Origin of the sequence: Azospirillum lipoferum (assembly GCF_024170005.1) — a bacterium.
Classification (GTDB): Bacteria; Pseudomonadota; Alphaproteobacteria; order Azospirillales; family Azospirillaceae; genus Azospirillum; species Azospirillum lipoferum.
Map to the genome: position 1 here is coordinate 1 of NZ_JALJXJ010000013.1, position 17,076 is coordinate 17,076.

General features: G+C 61.6%; 13 protein-coding genes. 9 read left to right on the forward strand and 4 right to left on the reverse strand.

Features of this window, described 5'->3' with window-relative positions; all coding sequences use genetic code 11:
- The first annotated feature begins 227 nt into the window (after positions 1 to 227).
- The 8 genes from casB to J2848_RS25960 all read left to right on the forward strand — a co-directional run bounded on the left by casB (position 228) and on the right by J2848_RS25960 (position 10,908).
- Positions 228 to 821, forward strand: a complete 594-nt coding sequence (gene casB / locus J2848_RS25925) for a type I-E CRISPR-associated protein Cse2/CasB (protein WP_149233716.1) — start codon at positions 228 to 230, stop codon at positions 819 to 821.
- 42 nt (positions 822 to 863) lie between these two features.
- A complete protein-coding gene (gene cas7e, locus J2848_RS25930) occupies positions 864 to 1,901 on the forward strand; it encodes a type I-E CRISPR-associated protein Cas7/Cse4/CasC (protein ID WP_149233717.1) in 1,038 nt (345 codons plus the stop codon).
- Positions 1,902 to 1,908: 7 nt separating this feature from the next.
- Positions 1,909 to 2,808 carry a type I-E CRISPR-associated protein Cas5/CasD gene (locus tag J2848_RS25935; protein WP_149233718.1) on the forward strand — a complete coding sequence of 300 codons (900 nt, stop codon included), beginning with the start codon at positions 1,909 to 1,911 and terminating at the stop codon, positions 2,806 to 2,808.
- Between the two features lie 2 nt (positions 2,809 to 2,810).
- On the forward strand, positions 2,811 to 3,479 hold the full coding sequence (cas6e, locus tag J2848_RS25940) for a type I-E CRISPR-associated protein Cas6/Cse3/CasE (protein ID WP_149233719.1): 669 nt from the start codon (positions 2,811 to 2,813) through the stop codon (positions 3,477 to 3,479).
- Positions 3,476 to 4,396 (forward strand): type I-E CRISPR-associated endonuclease Cas1e, encoded by a 921-nt coding sequence (gene cas1e / locus J2848_RS25945; protein WP_149233720.1) that lies wholly within the window; start codon positions 3,476 to 3,478, stop codon positions 4,394 to 4,396. The genes cas6e and cas1e overlap by 4 nt, the downstream gene beginning before the upstream one ends.
- Positions 4,377 to 4,664: a type I-E CRISPR-associated endoribonuclease Cas2e gene (gene cas2e / locus J2848_RS25950; protein WP_149233721.1), complete on the forward strand. Its 288-nt coding sequence runs from the start codon at positions 4,377 to 4,379 to the stop codon at positions 4,662 to 4,664. Before cas1e ends, cas2e begins: the two co-directional genes overlap by 20 nt.
- A 3,266-nt stretch (positions 4,665 to 7,930) precedes the next feature.
- Positions 7,931 to 9,091 (forward strand): hypothetical protein, encoded by a 1,161-nt coding sequence (locus J2848_RS25955; protein ID WP_149233722.1) that lies wholly within the window; start codon positions 7,931 to 7,933, stop codon positions 9,089 to 9,091.
- Between the two features lie 497 nt (positions 9,092 to 9,588).
- The gene (locus J2848_RS25960; protein ID WP_149233723.1) at positions 9,589 to 10,908 is read left to right on the forward strand and encodes a glycoside hydrolase family 108 protein; all 1,320 of its coding nucleotides are present in this window, start codon (positions 9,589 to 9,591) and stop codon (positions 10,906 to 10,908) included.
- 345 nt (positions 10,909 to 11,253) lie between these two features.
- Here the strand turns inward: J2848_RS25960 and J2848_RS25970 are convergent, their stop codons facing one another.
- From J2848_RS25970 to J2848_RS25980, 3 genes are all read right to left on the reverse strand, one after another.
- The gene (locus tag J2848_RS25970) at positions 11,254 to 12,117 is read right to left on the reverse strand and encodes a hypothetical protein (RefSeq protein WP_149233724.1); all 864 of its coding nucleotides are present in this window, start codon (positions 12,115 to 12,117) and stop codon (positions 11,254 to 11,256) included.
- Between the two features lie 20 nt (positions 12,118 to 12,137).
- Positions 12,138 to 13,319 (reverse strand): hypothetical protein, encoded by a 1,182-nt coding sequence (locus J2848_RS25975; RefSeq protein ID WP_149233725.1) that lies wholly within the window; start codon positions 13,317 to 13,319, stop codon positions 12,138 to 12,140.
- A gap of 283 nt (positions 13,320 to 13,602) precedes the next feature.
- Positions 13,603 to 14,496 (reverse strand): hypothetical protein, encoded by an 894-nt coding sequence (locus J2848_RS25980; RefSeq protein WP_149233726.1) that lies wholly within the window; start codon positions 14,494 to 14,496, stop codon positions 13,603 to 13,605.
- A gap of 149 nt (positions 14,497 to 14,645) precedes the next feature.
- On the opposite strand from J2848_RS25980, the gene J2848_RS25985 reads away from it, so the two are divergent.
- Positions 14,646 to 15,506 (forward strand): MORN repeat-containing protein, encoded by an 861-nt coding sequence (locus tag J2848_RS25985; RefSeq protein WP_149233727.1) that lies wholly within the window; start codon positions 14,646 to 14,648, stop codon positions 15,504 to 15,506.
- 570 nt (positions 15,507 to 16,076) lie between these two features.
- Here J2848_RS25985 and J2848_RS25990 read toward each other — a convergent pair.
- Entirely contained in the window at positions 16,077 to 17,075 is a 999-nt protein-coding gene (locus J2848_RS25990; protein ID WP_170307173.1) for a lipase family alpha/beta hydrolase, read from the reverse strand.
- Position 17,076: the final 1 nt, after the last annotated feature.

Here is a 17,076-nt window from a genome sequence, read left to right on the forward strand (position 1 = left end):
GGCATCGAGCACCCGCTCCAGGAGGCGTTCCTCGGCCCCCCCCCGGCCAGCAGCCGTCCGCGAAACTCGGTCAGGACGCTGTGATCGAAGCCGGCCCTGCTGGGGGCTGTTTACGGCGCTCCGGTGCGCCGTGCCTTCGGTCTGCCGGTCGAGGAAAAAAACGCCAAGGGAGCCGGGAAGAAGGCTGGTGCCGCTGGCAAGAAAAGCAAGAGCAAGGAGTAAGTGTCATGAACCTGCCATGGGACGACCAGTTCAATACCGGGGTGCTGCTCTGGCACCAGTGGCTGACCGGCAAGGCTCCGAAGATGCCGGAGGGCACGGAGTCGCCGCCGAAACCGGGTCTGCCAAAGGACAATGGCGCATGGCCTGCAATGGCCCGCTGCCGCACGGTGGCGGACGCTCTGCTGGCGCCTCCCTTCGCCCAATTCGTGCGCTATCTCCTACCGAACGAAGATCAGCGGAAAGCCTATGTGACAAGCGAGCGGAACCTCGCCGCTCTTGCTCGGGCGGCGATTGCCGTCGGCCAACTGGAAACTGCCGATCTCACCAGATCCTTCGCCGTCCAGATGGGGTCGGAGAAGGACAGTGGAAGCGGTCGGCCGCTGGTGTCCCGTGCTGTCGCGCACGGCCTGCTCAGCACTGCCAATCCGGACGAGGCGCTGTATCACGTCATCCAGGTCGTCGGCATCTTCGGCAAACAAGGCGGCAATGCCGTCGATCTCGCCCGCGCCATGATGACTTGGCCTTCTGCGCGCAGCGACTGGGCATACCGCTACAACGACGCGGTCCTCAGCCTGTCCAAGCCCTCCGCCGTCAAGTAATGGCCTCATCGACTCGCCAGCGAAATATCGGGAACGACAATCATGAACATCATCCAGATCAGCGCCATCACCCCCGTCGGCCCGGGCTGCGTCGTCCGTGACGATGCCGGGCGTCCTAAGTCGGCGGTCGTCAACAACGTCCAGCGCCTGCGCATTCCGAGCCAATCGCGCAAACGCGCTCTGCGCACGTCGACCGCCTTCTTCGAAGCCCTGGATGGCCAGATCGGCATCCGCACCCAGCGCGTCGGCGATCTGCTGATCAAGCGCCTGAAGGGCGAGTTCGGCGAGGAGCGGGCGACGGACGCGGTGATGAACATCGTCAGCGTGTTTGGCAAGGCAAAGTCCGACAAGGCCCAGACCGAGCAGTTGGCTTTCATCGCTCCGGAGGAACTGGACGCCGCCGAAGCTCTGGCGCGCCGCGTGCTGGGCGGCGAAAAAGTTGAGGACAAGGACTACGACGCCCTGATCCGCAACACCGTCCGCGCCGTCGACATCGCCCTGTTCGGCCGCATGTTCGCCGACCGTGGTGAGGCCCGCATCACCGCCGCCGTCTCGATGGCGCATTCCATCTCGGTTGGCCGGGCACCGACAGAAAACGACTTCTACGTCGCGATCGACGATAAAAAGCCGCCCGAAGAGGATGTCGGCGCCGGCTTCATGGGCCATCAGGGCTTCACGGCCGGTGTAGTGCTGGAATGGTCTGCCATCAACGTCGACCAACTGCTAAAGAACCTGGGCGGCGACGTCGATCTCGCCAAGCGTGCGGTCAGCGCCTACATCCGCGGCCTCGCCACCACCTTCCCCAGCGGCAAGGTCTCTTCCTTCGGCACTCATGCCCGACCGACCTGGATGATGGCCGAGATGGGCAACGCCGCTCCACGCAACTTGGTCGCCGCCATCTACAATCCGATCGATGAGGGCGACCAGATCGCCATCGCGGTGGAGCGCGTGACCAAGGTGGCCAAACAGTTCGACAAGATCTACGGCGAGAACCTGCAGCGCGTCTCCTTCAATGTGCTGACCGGCGAGGGGTCTCTGGACGAGGTGGTGTCGGTGGCCAGCACCTTCGTGGCCGGCTGAGGCGAGAATGAAGACGCTCTGCTTCCGGGCGTACGGTGCGCTCGCCGCCTGCGGTACGCAGAAGGCCGGCACCGTCAATCGTCCGACCGCCCGCCACTTTGGCCGCGGCGCTATTCTGGGCGTGATCGATGCCGCCCTTGGCATCGGTCGTGACGACGAGGACAACCGGCGGCGCATCGCTGCCGGTCTCCTGACCGCCGTCGCCGCCGAAGGGCCGCGACGGGTGCGCAATGAGTTCCGCACCGTGCAGACGGTCGAAGCCTCGAATCTGCCGCCCTTCGCTTCGCGCGGGGACGCCTTCAACACAGATGCCTTCAATCCGGTGATGAAGGAGGAAAACGGCAAGCGCCATGTCCGCTGGACGGCAAAGGAGGGTATCAACCCGAAGAAGCCGGGTTGGAAGCGCTTCCACACGATGGTGACCTATCGTGAGCATATCGAGGACGGCATCTGGCGCATCTTCCTGACCGTGCGGCCGGGATGGGAGGTCGATCTCGATACCATCGCCAAGGCACTGCGACGTCCAGCCTTCGAACTCTACCTCGGCCGGCGCGACATGCCACTCGGACTGCCACCCGATCCCAAGGTCGTTGACGGCGGCCTGCTGGAGGCGATCGATGCCTATCCGACGGTGCCGGACTTCGACTGCGGTGTTTTGAAGGCGTTCTCCCGCAGTCTGCGCCGGCGCCTCAACGGCGACGTGGACTTGGCCTGGGATCAGGGCTTTCCCGGCGCACCGGAAGCGGAAGAAACTCGCCTTGTCCAGGACGATCCGACCTCGCGTGTCTACTGGCGCTTCGGCATACGGCCAGAGATGCGCGCGACCATCAGTCGCCCTGCGCCGGCGGCGAAAGCTGCCAAAGTCGCGCGTGGCCAGTCCATCATCGATCAGTTCTGGAAGGACTGAGCATGAGCAGCATTCTGTTCTCCAAGGTCGAACTGCAGCCGGCCGCAGACGGCTCTTCCGGTGCTCTTGTGGCTTACTTGGCGCGCACGGCCCAGAGCCTGGGCCAAGTTCACCACTTGGTGTGGAGCCTGTTCGGTGACCGCGACAGCGACCGGCAGTTCCTCTACCGCATGACCGGTGCCGGTGTGCGCCAGCCCATCCTGCTCTATTCAGCCGAGCCGCCGAAGGATAATACCGGCCTGTGGAAGGTGGAGACCAAGAGCATGACCTTGCCGGAGGCCGCCGGCGAGCGGGTTGCCTGGTCGATCCGGGTCAACCCAGTGGTGTCGCGCGACGGAAAGAAGCATGACGTCGTGACCGACGCCCGTAGGTCGGCGCCGAAGCATGAACGCTGGGACGACACGGCCCGGCGTGTCATGCCCGGCTGGCTGGCGCCGCGGTTGGAGAAAATGGGGCTTCAGGTCTTGGAAGGCGACATCGTCGTCGAGGGATCGGCCAAGCACGAGTTCCCGCATGACCGCGGCGGCCGGCCGGTGACGGTCCGCACCGTCGATCTCTCGGGTACAGCCACGGTCACCGACCCGGCAGCGCTCGCGTCCGGCATCCTCAACGGCATCGGCAGCGCCAAGGTCTACGGCTGTGGCCTGCTGCTGCTGCGGAGGATCGCGTGACGCCTGGATTACCGCCTCCACGTCCGATCCCGATCAAGGACCGGTCCTCCTTCGTGTGGATCGGCCGTGGCCGGGTCGATGTGGAGGATGGTGCTTTTGTCGTCGTCGACGAACAGGGCGTGCGAATGCAGATCCCGTTCGGCGTATTGGCCGTGCTGTTCCTGGAGCCAGGAGCGGTGGTCACCCACGAGGCGGTAAAGTTGGCCGCTCGTGTCGGATGCCTGCTGGCCTGGATCGGTGAAGGTGGTGTTCGGCTCTACGCCGCCGGCCAACCTGGAGGGGCTAGATCGGAGCGCCTGCTTCATCAGGCCCGTCTGGCATTGGACGACGGGCTCCGTTTGAAGGTTGTGCGCAAGATGTACGCGTTGCGCTTCGGCGAGGAACCTCCGGAACGACGGAGCCTGGATCAACTCCGCGGTATTGAAGCCGCTCGTGTCAAGCGGATATATGAGTTGTTCGCCGAACAGCATAAGGTTCGTTGGAAGGGGCGCCGCTATGACCCAAAGTCTTTTGCCTCAGGCGACGTCCCCAACATCTGCCTGAGCGCTGCCAATGCCTGCCTTTACGGAGTGTGCGAGGCTGCGATCCTAGCCGCGGGCTATGCCCCGGCGATCGGGTTTCTGCATACCGGCAAGCCTCAGTCTTTCGTTTACGACATCGCCGACATCGTGAAGTTCGAGACCGTCGTGCCGGCGGCGTTTCGGGTTGCGGCTCTGAACCCGGCCAACCCTGAGCGGGAGATGCGTTTAGCTTGCCGCGATCTTTTCCTGAAATCGCGCCTGCTGAAGCGGATCGTGCCGTTGATCGAAGACGTGTTGACCATCGACGGGGTCCTGCCGCCGTCAGCGCCCCCGGAAGCGTTGCCCGTGGCAATAGACGACAGGGAGCAGAGCGGCGATGCTGGTCATCGTTCTTGAGGCAGCACCGCCCCGTCTTCGTGGGAGACTAGCTCTGTGGCTGCTGGAGGTTCGCGCCGGCGTCTACGTCGGTAGAGCTTCCCAGCGGTTGCGTGACCGGCTGTGGGACGAGATCCTGGTCAACATCGAGGATGGCAATGCGGTCCTGATCGAAGCCAACTCCAGTCTGGAAGGCGGCTTCACCTTCCGCACTGCCGGCAAGTCCAGGCGCTTGCCGGTCGATAGTGACGGCTTTCCATTGGTTGCCTTCCACCCCGAAGATGGGTGACAAGGGCAGGGTGCTTGGACATGGTGAAGACTGCATCAAATGCGAGAAGAAGTCGGTAGGCTTCCCGCAGAACGTTTCAGTGTTTTATTCCAATGGCTTTCAGCCATACCTTCCCCGCGCATGCGGGGCTGAACCGTTGGGCAGCCACACCACCGGCTTTGAAAAGCCCCCTACCCCGCGCATGCGGGGCTGAACCGCTTGGCGGCCGGGTCTGGAAGGCCGGTGTTGGCCCATCCCCGCGCATGCGGGGCTGAACCGACGACGGCGCAACTCGAGGAAATCGCGCACTCCCCTTCCCCGCGCATGCGGGAGTGAGCCGTTCCGCGCGTCGGCCAACGAAGAGCCCTACGACCCTTCCCCGCACTCGCTGGGGTGAACCGAACGGGGAGGTTTCGAAAGACGCCAGATCCTGCCCTTCCTCACTCGCGGGGGGTGAAGCGATCACGCAGTTGAAGTTGCCCATCTGGTCGATCTCTTCCTGGCACGCGCGGAGGTGAACCGGCCCAGTGCTCGTGCTGCGGTCCGGAGGCCTGCCATTCCCCGTGCATCCGGGGGTAAACCGACCGCCTAGTGGACGAAGGACCGGGCTACCGAGCCCTTCCCTGCGCATGCAGGGGTGAACCGTCCCACCCGGGAAACCTGGGCTTACTGTCGCACCCTTCCCCGCATATGCGGAGGTGAACCATTGAGAATGTAGCGGCAGGCGTCGCTGCTAGCCCCTTACTCATGCAGGCGAGGGTCAACCGATGAGCAAGCCGACAGCCGCGGCATACAAGGCATCTTTCCCCGCGTGCGCGGGGGTGAACCGACGCGCGGGCGCTCAAGCCGCACCTCGTCCATCCCCTCGCACGCAAGGGTATACCGTAGACCTCGCGGGCCGACGGGATGATCGCAAGCCCTACCCAGCCCGTGCGGGGGTGAACCGGTGCGGTAGCCGGGGCCAGGGTCGCGACCCTCCCCTTCCCCACGCATGCGGGGGTGAGCCGATGCAGAATGAGGAGCACGCGACCATCGGCGGCCCTTCCCTGCGTATGCGGGGCTGAACCGCAGTATTGAAAGGAATGAAAGAAACGCGACAACTCTTCCCCGCGCAGGTAGGGGTGAACCGATCACCTCCAAGGCCAAGGTAATGGGCATCAACCCTTCCCCGCACATCGGGAGTGAACCGGCCTACCGGGTCAGCGCCAGATAGTCCGGGCCCCATTTCCTGCGCATGCGGGGGTGAACCGCTGGTCAGCGTGGCGTGGTCGAACCAGACGCCCCTTCCCCGCACATGCGGGGCTGAACCGATGATGGAGGAGGCCTCCAACGCCTGGATGTGCCTTTCCCCGCGCGTCCGGAGGTGAACCGTGGCCGCTCTCCAGGGGGAAGACGTTCGGGGTCCCTTCCCCGCGCAGGCGGGGCTGAACCGTAGTATTGGATCGCGTCTTCCTGTGATCCGAACCCTTCCCCGCGCAGGCGGGGGTGAGCCGATGTGCATGTCCGACGAAAGCAGACAACGGGTCCCTTTCACGCACTGGCGGGGGTGAACCGGTGATGGGCTTTGATGGGGCGGCCGACAACATCCCTTCCCTGCCTATGCGGGGCTGAACCAGACTCGCACCACGCCATGGCCGTAGTGAGCGCCCCTTCCTCGCGGATGCGGGGGTGAACCGCTGGGCACCACCAATCGGATCGGCAACAACGCCCCATCCCCGCGCAGGCAGGGGTGAACCGGCTGATACCGCAACGTCGCGCGGACGCCTGCGCCCTTCCCCGCACATGCGGGGGTGAACCGTAGCCGGCGACCGGCGACACCGGGCGGACCGGCCCTTCCCCGCGCAAGCGGGAGTGAACCGCTGGACTTCGCCGTCGACATCGGCGTCATCAATCCTTCCCCGCATGCGCGGGGGTGAACCGCTGGACGGCGCCTTTCTCACCCGCACCGAGGCCCCTTCCCCGCGCATGCGGGGGTAAACCGAGCCAGAACCGGTCCCATGCGGTGATGGCCCACCCTTCCCCGCGCAGGCGGGGCTGAACCGTATTTCGGGCCGTCGCCTTCTATGAGCCGGCCCCCTTCCCCGCGCTTGCGGGGCTGAACCAACGCTCGCATGACATTCGGCCTGATCGCGTTCCTTTTCCCTGCCCGTGTGGGGGTGAACCGCTTTATCAGGCTCTCGGGGCAATACGTCGGCCCCCTTTCCCCGCCCATGCGGGGCTGACCCGCGCCCCACCCATCCGGCCAGGCTGCCGGAGACCCCTTCCCCGTGCAGATGGGAGGTAAGTCGTCCTCAGTCTTGCCCTCCATCAGATCGGCATCCTTTCTCTATATACGCGGGGTGAACCGGCGTGCATCAGGCAGGCAAGTGTGAGTGCGCCCGCCTTCCCCGCACATGCGAGGGTATAAACTGCTGTAGGCCACGCCGCGGCAGTACGCAGCGATCCCTTCCCTCCGCATGTGGGGCTGAACCGAAGGAGGTCGGGGAGTTCGCCACCGCCATGCACCCTTCCCCGCGCATGCGGAGGTGAACCGCGGCCAGACCGGATCTTGGTCGGTGAGGTATGCCTTTCCCCGCACGCGCGGGGGTGAACCGCAGTGATCGACGACGGCACGCAGATTGTCCGGCCCTTCCCGTGCATGCAGGGCTGAACCGTTGCCGCCGAAGGTTTGGATCACATCCGCAAGCCCTTCCTCGCCCATGCGGGGGTGAACCGATGTGCTGGCCCAGCAGATAGGTGAGGTCCGACCCTTCCCCGCAAAAACTGGGGTTAACCGTCGTTCGCGGCGTCGGCAGATGCACTTTCCCCACCCATGCCAAGCTCATCAAGCAGATGCTGATACTCATTGCGAAGCACTTTTGAAGGAGGCTTCTACCCGCATGGACCATCGCCCATTGCAAGGCAGGTATCAAATAGACAGATATGCGCCAATTCCGGGCAGTCATATGCATGCTACCCTTGGCGCATGAGGTAGTGAACCACAGAAGCTTCCTTTTATAATATTATCGATATATGATTATCCACTGTTTATGTCTGCTTCCCAATGTGCGCAGCCGTTGGCTGTGCAGATTTCAGAGGGGCCGTAATGGAGTGGTTCCAACGCTCCCAGGCTGTTAAAAAACAAAGGTAGATTGAGAGATTCCGTTCCGTGCCATTTCAACAGAATTAAATTTCGCTTTCCTAAGTACAACATTGCTTTGACCTATATCCTCGAGGATCCAAGATAAAATCAAAAAGGAAGCAACAATACCTATCCAGATTGGGACTTATCTACACAGGAGGAGGAAATGAACTGGGATAAGGCCGGTTGCATTTTGATGGCAGGTGTAGGGGGAACACTCCCAACACTTGCGAGGTTAGCTGGCTACTATTCTCAAAGCACTGCCGGACCCGCACCAGGTGCTGATATTTACATCGCGCTCGGATTATATTTCTTGCTTGGATCGATTGTCTGCATTGGGCTCCAGCAATTCAGTCTTAGAGAGGCAATGACTGTTGGAGTGAGTGCACCTGCAATCATTACAGGATTCATCAACGGCCAGAATCAGCCAATTGCTAAAAAGGATGACAGTTTTACTCCACCAAAAGAAATTGTTGTGCCGGCTAAAAGCAATCCAAACAGTACTGGTTGGTTAGAATTTTTTGCACCTTCAGCCTATGCTGCACAGACGTCACTCGAGCGCGCTGTGACCGAGACGCCTACCGCAAGCCCAACCGGCGTTCGATCTGTTATCTTTAAGATTCGGCAAGATGTGGGGCTTCCCCCAGTTTCGATTAGCTTGGGAGCTGCGAATTCCGGCGATAGTCAGTATAAGGTGAATGGCGCCATGCGTTTCCAAGGCATCGCGCGCCTAGATACCAACGCGATATCGCAACAATTCCTTCCATCAATGTTTGACCGTATTGTTGTCAGTGCGGGTGAGCGAACCAGCAATATCCTTGCCCTGCCTCGCGATACCGAAATAAGTAAGGTATGCGTATTTGTAGATCTACTTCCAGGCAACGATTTTACATGGGGACTGGGGGCACCTAGGCAGGGACGGATCCAAGACGCAATCTTAACCCTTGAGCCCATAGGCGAAGATCCCTGCCGTCTAAATGATCTGATTGAAGGCATTGATGGGAACGAGGCAGACGCGCGGAAGCGAGCGGTAGCGACGATTATTAGCGATTATAAAGACAGACCAGAGGTTGTAGAGCGCGCACTGCTTCTACTCAAACCTGAGCGTTTTGACCGCTTATCAGGGAACGGCAGAGTGAACCTTTATTACCTTCTGAGCCAACTTAGCGATACAGCATGGACAAAGGAGTTAATCCAAAAAGCTAGGGATGGACTTGCCTCTGTGGAAGACAGGGCCAAAAACGGGCCTGTTGCGATTGGTCCTCAGGCAGCACAAGGCATGGAAAACTTGAGAAAGCGTCTTGACATTATTGCTTCCTCAAAGTGACCATTTTCGATCCGATGATCAGCGGTTGGCAGCTTGCCTGAACGCATTCAGCGCAGGCGGACCAAGGGCTGACGGATGCCGCCGAAAACAGTCTGCGTCACCCGGCCCGGCCCCTTCGGCAATCCGTTCCCAGGCGATGTCGATCCGGCTGCCGCCGTTGATCGCTTTAGCCGCTGGTTGACTGGGGGATGTCTGGGCGGGGTTCGGAGACCACGCCACTCGAATCCATATCAACGGCTTCCATGATTGGAACGAGAGCCTCCGCCGGCTGCCGGAGCAACGCGCATAGAATCTCGCCTGCCTTACACAGCGCCACCTCCAGCACTTCTACGTCAGGGAAGAAAAGATTATCTGAAGAAGCACCAAAATGATGCCAGATACATACAGCAGTATTCGCAAGATTATCCTCCACTTTTCTCTTACGCTAATTTACAAGCACCAAGCAATGTAATATATATCGAGAACATTCTGAGCCTTCTAAAAAGGGGGACGCGTATATGGACTGGAAGGATGTAATAGAGAAAATTGCCCCGACACTTGCCACAGGACTTTTCGGCCCGCTTGGTGGCATCGTGGCCAGCATTGCCGCCAACATACTGTTACCAGCTGGGAGTCCGGAACAACAGAATGTGACCCCACAGATCATCATCGATCGAATATCGAAGATGACCGATCCTGCCGATTTCCAAAAACTCCGGCAGGTTGAGATCGACCTGCAAAAATTCGAAGCCGATAACAAGTTTCACTTTGCAGAGCTTGAGCAGAAGGGAATTCAGAACGCCCGCGAGGCGCATCTCGCCGCACTTGCTTCCGGCAACAAGACCGCCGACCAATTGAGCTGGGTGATCATTATCAGCTTCCTGCTGATCGCCTTCGTGGTTCTCGTCGGTTGTGGCATCGTCCTCAAGTACGGTTTGAGCATCACGAGTGAGAACGGGCAGATGTGGGTGGCGGTGTCGGGATTGGTTGGCGCCATCGTCGGCTATTTCTCGGCGAACGCACAGCAGGTCGTGAGCTTCTACTTCGGATCGTCCTCGGGTTCGGCGGCAAAGTCCGACCAGCTCGCCGCGGCGGCGCAGAACGCCGTCGCCGCCATCGGCCGCAGTGGTACCGCCGGACCGGCGGCACCGCCGACGGCCGTGCGCGTGCAGAACGCCGATGGTGTGACGACGACAGTAGGGACCGGGCAACCGGCAGCCGACGAAGTGGCGATGGGCGCAGCGCCCGCGGCAGCCACGCCACGGTCCAGCACCAGCGCTGCGGCCGTTCCGGTCAATGTCCGTTGGGACGCCTGCGTCAGCTATGTGCTTGAGCGGGAAGGCGGCTATTCGAACGATCCCGACGACCCGGGAGGCCCCACCAACCTCGGCATTACGCAGCGCGACCTTGCTGCGTGGCGGCGAACCGACGTCACACCCGAAGAAGTGAAGGCTCTCGGCCGAGACGAGGCGAAGTCTATCTATCGTGCCAAGTATTGGAACGTCGCGCGGTGCGACGCACTGCCCGCTGGCGTCGACTTGTCCGTGTTCGACGCCGCTGTCATGAGCGGCCCAGCCCAAGGCGTGCGTTTCCTGCAGCGGGCCGCCGGCCTACCCGAGCCGGACGTAGATGGCGTTGTTGGCCCCCAGACCCTAGGTGCCGTGGCCCGGACGCCGAGCGACAAGCTCATCGACAGAATTGCCGAGCAGCGCGCGGCCTTCTACACGGCCATCGTCGACAAGCGGCCGGCTTCAGCGAAGTTCATCAAGGGCTGGCTTGGCCGCACCGAGGCCACACGCGACCGGGCAAGGAGCATGCTCCGCCTCTACAGCTCCTAATGGCGCTCTCGAACGGCAAAGGGACCAATATCGAGCCGGGGTTTAAGGCGGGCCACGGCGCTGGTTGGTTGAGCAGGCCTGCGGATGGATAACCCGCTGGAGACGTCTGGTTCGAGACTATGAAGCCAGGATCGACGTCTCCGGCGGCATGATACCGGTCGCCATGGCGAGCCTGCTACTTCGACGAGTTTGCTTTCGAAGCGGTTGTCAAACAGACTCTAAGAACAGACACGACAGCGGGCAGTGCGCGTATTCGACGTGAGCATCCGACCAGTCGGAGCGCTAATTCTTGTATTATGCGCTAACTCGTCGGCAAAAATCCCTGGAATAGCTAGTAAAGGTCCTCTATTTAGTCAGCGTCGATGGAGAACGTCTGCTTGAAAGATGTGCGTTTTTCCTATGCGCAGATTTTTTGGCGCCAATATGTCGAAGAAATTCGGGTGAGACCGACTTAATTGTATGGGTGGTTTCCCCGTTTAGCCGGACCGCAACAATTAACTCCCTCGTACGGCGCCCTCGCATCGCTTCGTAAATCGCAGTTGCTCTCTTAGGGAGCAATCTGAATGCTTCAACTTTATATCCATCAACAACTCCTTCGGTCCGCTTTATAATCCACTGATTACCCACCTCATCAACGAAGGTATCGTAATCATGATCTCGACGCATACGAACACTAAAGCATAATTGCTTTGCCATGCGCCACGCATCATTTTTATTGGGCGTGAATTTTGCCTTAACATTCTTCGCCAGGGACGCCTTTACAAGATCTTTACGGATAATTGCCAGGGGTTGCCCACTCTCAATCCGGACCCCAGAATAATGGCCGATGTTAAAAGTTCTGGTACCGTGTTCCTCATCCGGTCGCATTCGAACTGTGGCCTTAAATTTGGCGTAACGCGAGCCGATAGCTCGCATTCGCTCAGAGGCGGTCTGAGTATCTGGGGTGTGCTGAGCAGACTCTGGTGAGGCGGTCACAGTCGCTTCAGGCATCGTGGCTTGAAAGGTAGTCACAATCCCTCGAATGCGCCGGACTGCTGCCAGAGCAGCCGGAAGACCATCAGCGACCTCCTGATACAAGTCGACGGTGCTCTTTGCCTCGGCCTCGGTCATGCTGTCGAAAGATTCCTCCGCGAGCGCCCGCTGGCGCTTGCCCAGCGGCAGGCGGTCGATGATCTCTCGAAGGCTGATCTTGCGATCGGCATCACGCATGATTTGCTCCCTCTCTCCGCTCACCCTACACCCCCAGCCCGTAAGACATCAATCGCGCCAAGGAGATCATCGATAAGCGTCCCTACGTCCCTTGAGAACGATTCGGTGGGCGTTTTGTGCCGGCTTGGGTCGGCACCCGCTTTCCAGGTTGCCAGCGCGTCCGTGAACACATCAGCGAGTGCGGCGACATCTGCCGCTGGGTGATCTGTCACCCTCGCGATCAAATCCTGCCGCTGGTGGATTGCTTCCAGCACAAAAGCCGACGATGTGCTGCCAAGATCGGTTAGTCGATCCTGATGCTCGTGCAGCATCAGAAAAATGGACAGTGATAGCGCACGTTTCAACGCTTTGACTGGCTTTTCATAACGGTACTTTCCGATTTCAGATCGAAGGAAGGCCACATAGGCTCGAATGCTGCTCGGTCGTGCAAGCAACCTCGGCATCCAGGGCATATCCGCACTGCTGCCCGGTATCATCTCCTGAAAGGGGAAGCTAAACTCTGCCGCGTAATCGTCTGGCGTGGAATCTGGCACCCAGAGCATCACGTTGGTAGCCTCGACAGGACCGATGGTGGCCTTCATCGCCAGAACGTCGATTTTCCCGGTTCCACCCTTTGTACATGGTCCGAGCAGTGCGTCGAGCTTTTCCGGCGCGATCACATCCGTCCATGGGCGATCCAAGCGACCGGCGCTGCCGAGTTTGATGGTGACGCACACAGGAGGAGCGCCCGTCCTAGTCGCGATCTCCGTCAGGCGGACAAGTGATGGGTCGTGCTCCGACAACGGAATGTACTCACAAAAATCGAGATCGCCCGCATAGTGGGGATTGCCCAGCAGGACGATGCTGCCACTGAGGCAGAGCGCAGACCCTGCTCCGACGCGCAGGTCCGCAGCGATTGCCCGGATGTCGTCGAGCAGTTCTCCAGAGGGCAGATCACCGATCAGGTGGAACGGGACCGCCATGGTACCGCCACCAACGGTCGAGATCAGAAAGCCGGGATGCTGGTCATCCACACTCCAGCGGTGCTCGGATGTCCCGCGTGATGCTCTGGCCGCCAAGCGGAACAACCTGGAAAGTAGACCAGTGATGGTCGGGTCGGCGTCCATAGCCTTAGCCTGCTCTGCGTCGGCCCCGGCAATCAACAGAATAAGCTCCTGTAGATCGCGCAACGGCATCCCTGTCTGATCCGAGGTGCTGTCCATTGGTCCTGTTGCCCGAACTCATCGAGGTTGGTGGCCGCTGGCCGCAAAGGTAACTCCCGGAGACTCTACCGCAACCGGGTGCTCCAATAGAATGCTGCCGTGCGGTACCATCGTGAGGTGATATGGTGGACGGCCCTTCCACCTTCTGGGATCGGTGGCAAGCTAATGCCGTCGAAGAGCCCGTGCGTAGAATTAAGGGGACCAATCCGGGCGGGTATAAATCGGTGCCCAACTGCAGGACCCGGAGAGGGCTGATCGGCCGGTCCGATTACAGAAGGTGCTCTCAGGGCAGCGGCAGACGGTCGATCAGGGCCTGCGCCTGCCGGACCACGGTCTGAAAGGTGGACTCCGTTACGGACCGCTGCGCGAAGCAGCGGCGGTAGGCCCTGTCGCCCTCCGCCTCCAGCCCGGTCGCCTTCTTAAAGAGCGTCTCGCGCCTCGCCTCGTCCTGGTTCGAGGCGGAAAAGACCTTCCAAGCGCGCCGAGCGGCCTCCTCGTGCTGCTTCCACACCGCATCGCAGGCCGGGATGGGTGCGATGGGCGCGGCGACGGGCTCGACCGCGACGAACACCCTGCCACCCTGGAGCACCGACAGGACGATCCGGTCCGGCACCCCCGGCCCGATGTCCTGCCGGGCGGCCGCCAGCATGGCGACGGCGAACCCCGCCCCTGGGGCTTTGACCGGCACGCTGGCGAAGCGGGCGACCGAGGCCTCGGTACTGATCGCCTGGGTGTAGAAATCCTCCTCCCCGAAGGCCGCCCTGGGGTCCTGCGGCATGCGGCCAAGCCCCGGCCACCAGTCACGATGCTCCTTCAGCCAACTCCGCAGCAGCTCCTCTGTGGTGGCGACGACGACCCGCTGGTTGTCCGCTTCGCCGTAAGCGATGCCGTCCAGCATGCCGAAGCCCAACTCCTTCAGCAGAGTCTGCAGGTTGATCCGGCCATCGGCGGGAAAGCCCCGGACGGTGACCGGCCCTACCATCGCCTTGAGCATCCCTTCCAGCTCGCGGCGGGCGTCCGCCTCCTTCCGGCTCACGCTGTCGACATCACCGGCCTCCGCCTCGCGGTTGAGGGCGGCGATGTGTCGGTCGCGCGCGGCCAGATACACATCGAGGGGCGCCGCCGCCTGCGCCGTCCCGACCGTCCACAGCAAAAAAGCGACCGCAAACGCTTTCATCTCCAAACTCCGCCGCACCGGAAGCGAGTGTAGCGCGGCCGTCGCCGGCCGATCGAGTACAGATTGAGAGCTTGACCACAGAGGGGGATGGAAGGGTGCGGCTACCCTATCCCCTCGTCACGGTTCGAGTGCGTCTGGAGTACCTGTTCATGCATGTCCGGCCAGTGATCTTCGGCTTCGCCATCTTGCTGGGGGCGATGGCGCCGAACCCGGCTCTCGCCATGGAAAGGCAGGCGTCGGACCTGACCGGCGGCTGCCGCGTCCGGGACCAGGATCCCGGCACCCGGAAACGCTTCCGCTGGGCGGGCAAGTGCCAGGACGGCTTTGCGCAGGGCAGCGGCGTGCTGGAATGGACGATCAACGGCCGGCTGGCAGGTTGGGCGGAGGGGACCCTGGTGGCTGGTCAGCTGGAAGGCGAAGCCCATATCGAATGGGAGGATGGACGGTCTTTCACCGGCACCTACCGGCACGGCCTCGCCTCCGGCCGCGGGACCCTGACCTTTCCGGGCGGCCATCGCTACGTCGGCTCCTTCGAGGGCGGGCGGCCGACCGGGGAGGGGGAGTTCATCTCCTCCGCGGGAACGCGCTACGCCGCCCGGCTCGACGAGGATGGCGAGGTGCAGCCCGGCGTGATGCTCGGACTGGGAGAGGCGGCTCCGGCGCTATCCGCCGGATGGCCGCTTCCGCCCGAACCCGGGAAAGACCCGTCCCCGGCCAAGCCTGGGCCGCGCCACAAGGCGCCAAGACCCGGCCGATCCTCCGAGAGGTCCCTTGTGAAGCCTGCTGAGAAGCCCATGCCCCGAACCGCGGAGCCGGGCTTGCCGCCACAGGCACCGGACGCCGTCCAATCCGCCGAAAGGCCTCCCGTCGCGGCAGCCCCACCGCCGGAGAGCCTGGAGGAGTGGCTGTGCCCCCCCCCGCCGGTGCCCCGGTCCGCGACGGATTTACGCCCTGCCGGAGCGGCGAGAACGGATTGGTCCGGCCGCTGTTGTGGCAGCTGTCTTAGGTAGTGTCTGGCGGACAGAGCCTGCAGAGTGACTGGCGGATCATGCCGAGCTTGATCCGGGCCAGGAGGTCGAGCGCAAGCTTGTCGGAACTTCCATGGCGCCCGAGGCTCCTTTCTGCGACAACCAGATTTGGACCGATTTTACCCGTTTTGACCTGAGATCAGGTAAAAACGCTCCTTTTCTGGACGAGCGCTTACGCGCCAAGTCAGGTCATTCGCAGTGCTCGCGGCAAAGAAGCTGGTCGGGCATTTTTTGTTGTGACGCGCGTCAAGGATCGCACGGACTCGACCTCCTGGCCATCTGGCAGAGCGCCGCGTGGCGACCGAACAGAGCCCGGAAGGCAGCCAGTCTCCCGCTCCATCGCCGGCCATAAGAAGATCGCCGATTCGGCTTTCGAGCACAACGGAAGGGTCGTTTCCACACGCTGCGTCCCGAAGTCGCCAGACGCGCTCCTCTCGGCTTGCCAAACGGCCTTCCGGCAGAACCCGACTACCTCACCGGTCAGCGCCGCCAGTCCGTAAAGGAGGTGAAGGCCCGAGTTCGCCAAAGCTGTCAACAGCCAATTGCAAGCATCTATCGAGTGAGCTGGATTTCGACCGGCGTGCGGAGGGTGAACGGATCGCGGGCAAGACACCCAAGGCTTAACGGTTTCCCTGAGATCAACCCGAGGCGGGCCGCGATAATGGTTCTCACAAGATCAATGATCGCGGGATTATGTTGCACTCTGTGATGACTCACCTCATCGCACTCGGGAATTCTTATGTGGGCATAGGTGTGGGTTCCAGCATCGCGGGGACAGGCATAGCTGTCCCATTTCTCGGTCATGCGGTCCAACGCTGTGAGGTTATTGCTCGCCTCCTCCACAATACCGTCGTGAGCTCGGCTCAAATGCAGCCAGCGTCCCTCTCCCAACAGGCTGGTCAGGGTAAGAGTTACTCCCGTGATACCGTCGGTACGGCTCCAGGCGGACCGATCCTTGTGATAGTAGCGGCCGGGAATGGAGACATAGTCGACATGGGCCGCGTTGCCCCACAAAGCTCGGTACTGATGGAATAGATCGGCCGCATGAGCCAGCTGCATGATCCCTGCCTTGCGGGGGAACACGGCCGCCGCAATCGGGCCGGTCCCATGAAGTAGCTGGGCCAACAGGGACACTTGGCTCACCCGGATGGCGCCGCCATTGGGCGTGCCTAGGAGAAAAAGAAGGCGCACGCATTCCAGCCGGGTCGCGAGAATGGCGCATCGCGCCACCAAGCCACCCATGCTGTGGGTCACCAGCACCACCTCATCATCCGCATGAAACGTCTCGCTCAGGGCCTTGGCCAGCCGCTCCCCGTTCGTCCATAGCGAGTCAAAATAGTCGTAATCGCAAATGTAGTGGCTGACGCCCGCTAGTTCCGGGGCGGCGACCAAACGCGCGTGCATGGTACCGAAAGCGTTGCCATGATCTGAGAAGATGCCGTGCAAATAGACGATTGCCCGTCGGGGGCCGGCATTGCCGAGCGGAGTCGCCGCATCGGCGGCTTCAGCGACGGTGGGTTCGGTCCATGGCGTGAAGTTGAAGTCGGGCATA

Coding starts and splice junctions, on each gene's coding strand:
- casB (WP_149233716.1), top strand. CDS start 228: ATGAACCTGCCATGGGACGACCAGTTCAATACCGGGGTGCTGCTCTGG.
- cas7e (WP_149233717.1), top strand. CDS start 864: ATGAACATCATCCAGATCAGCGCCATCACCCCCGTCGGCCCGGGCTGC.
- J2848_RS25935 (WP_149233718.1), top strand. CDS start 1,909: ATGAAGACGCTCTGCTTCCGGGCGTACGGTGCGCTCGCCGCCTGCGGT.
- cas6e (WP_149233719.1), top strand. CDS start 2,811: ATGAGCAGCATTCTGTTCTCCAAGGTCGAACTGCAGCCGGCCGCAGAC.
- cas2e (WP_149233721.1), top strand. CDS start 4,377: ATGCTGGTCATCGTTCTTGAGGCAGCACCGCCCCGTCTTCGTGGGAGA.
- J2848_RS25955 (WP_149233722.1), top strand. CDS start 7,931: ATGAACTGGGATAAGGCCGGTTGCATTTTGATGGCAGGTGTAGGGGGA.
- J2848_RS25960 (WP_149233723.1), top strand. CDS start 9,589: ATGGACTGGAAGGATGTAATAGAGAAAATTGCCCCGACACTTGCCACA.
- J2848_RS25970 (WP_149233724.1), bottom strand. CDS start 12,117: ATGCGTGATGCCGATCGCAAGATCAGCCTTCGAGAGATCATCGACCGC.
- J2848_RS25975 (WP_149233725.1), bottom strand. CDS start 13,319: ATGGACAGCACCTCGGATCAGACAGGGATGCCGTTGCGCGATCTACAG.
- J2848_RS25980 (WP_149233726.1), bottom strand. CDS start 14,496: ATGAAAGCGTTTGCGGTCGCTTTTTTGCTGTGGACGGTCGGGACGGCG.
- J2848_RS25985 (WP_149233727.1), top strand. CDS start 14,646: ATGCATGTCCGGCCAGTGATCTTCGGCTTCGCCATCTTGCTGGGGGCG.
- J2848_RS25990 (WP_170307173.1), bottom strand. CDS start 17,075: ATGCCCGACTTCAACTTCACGCCATGGACCGAACCCACCGTCGCTGAA.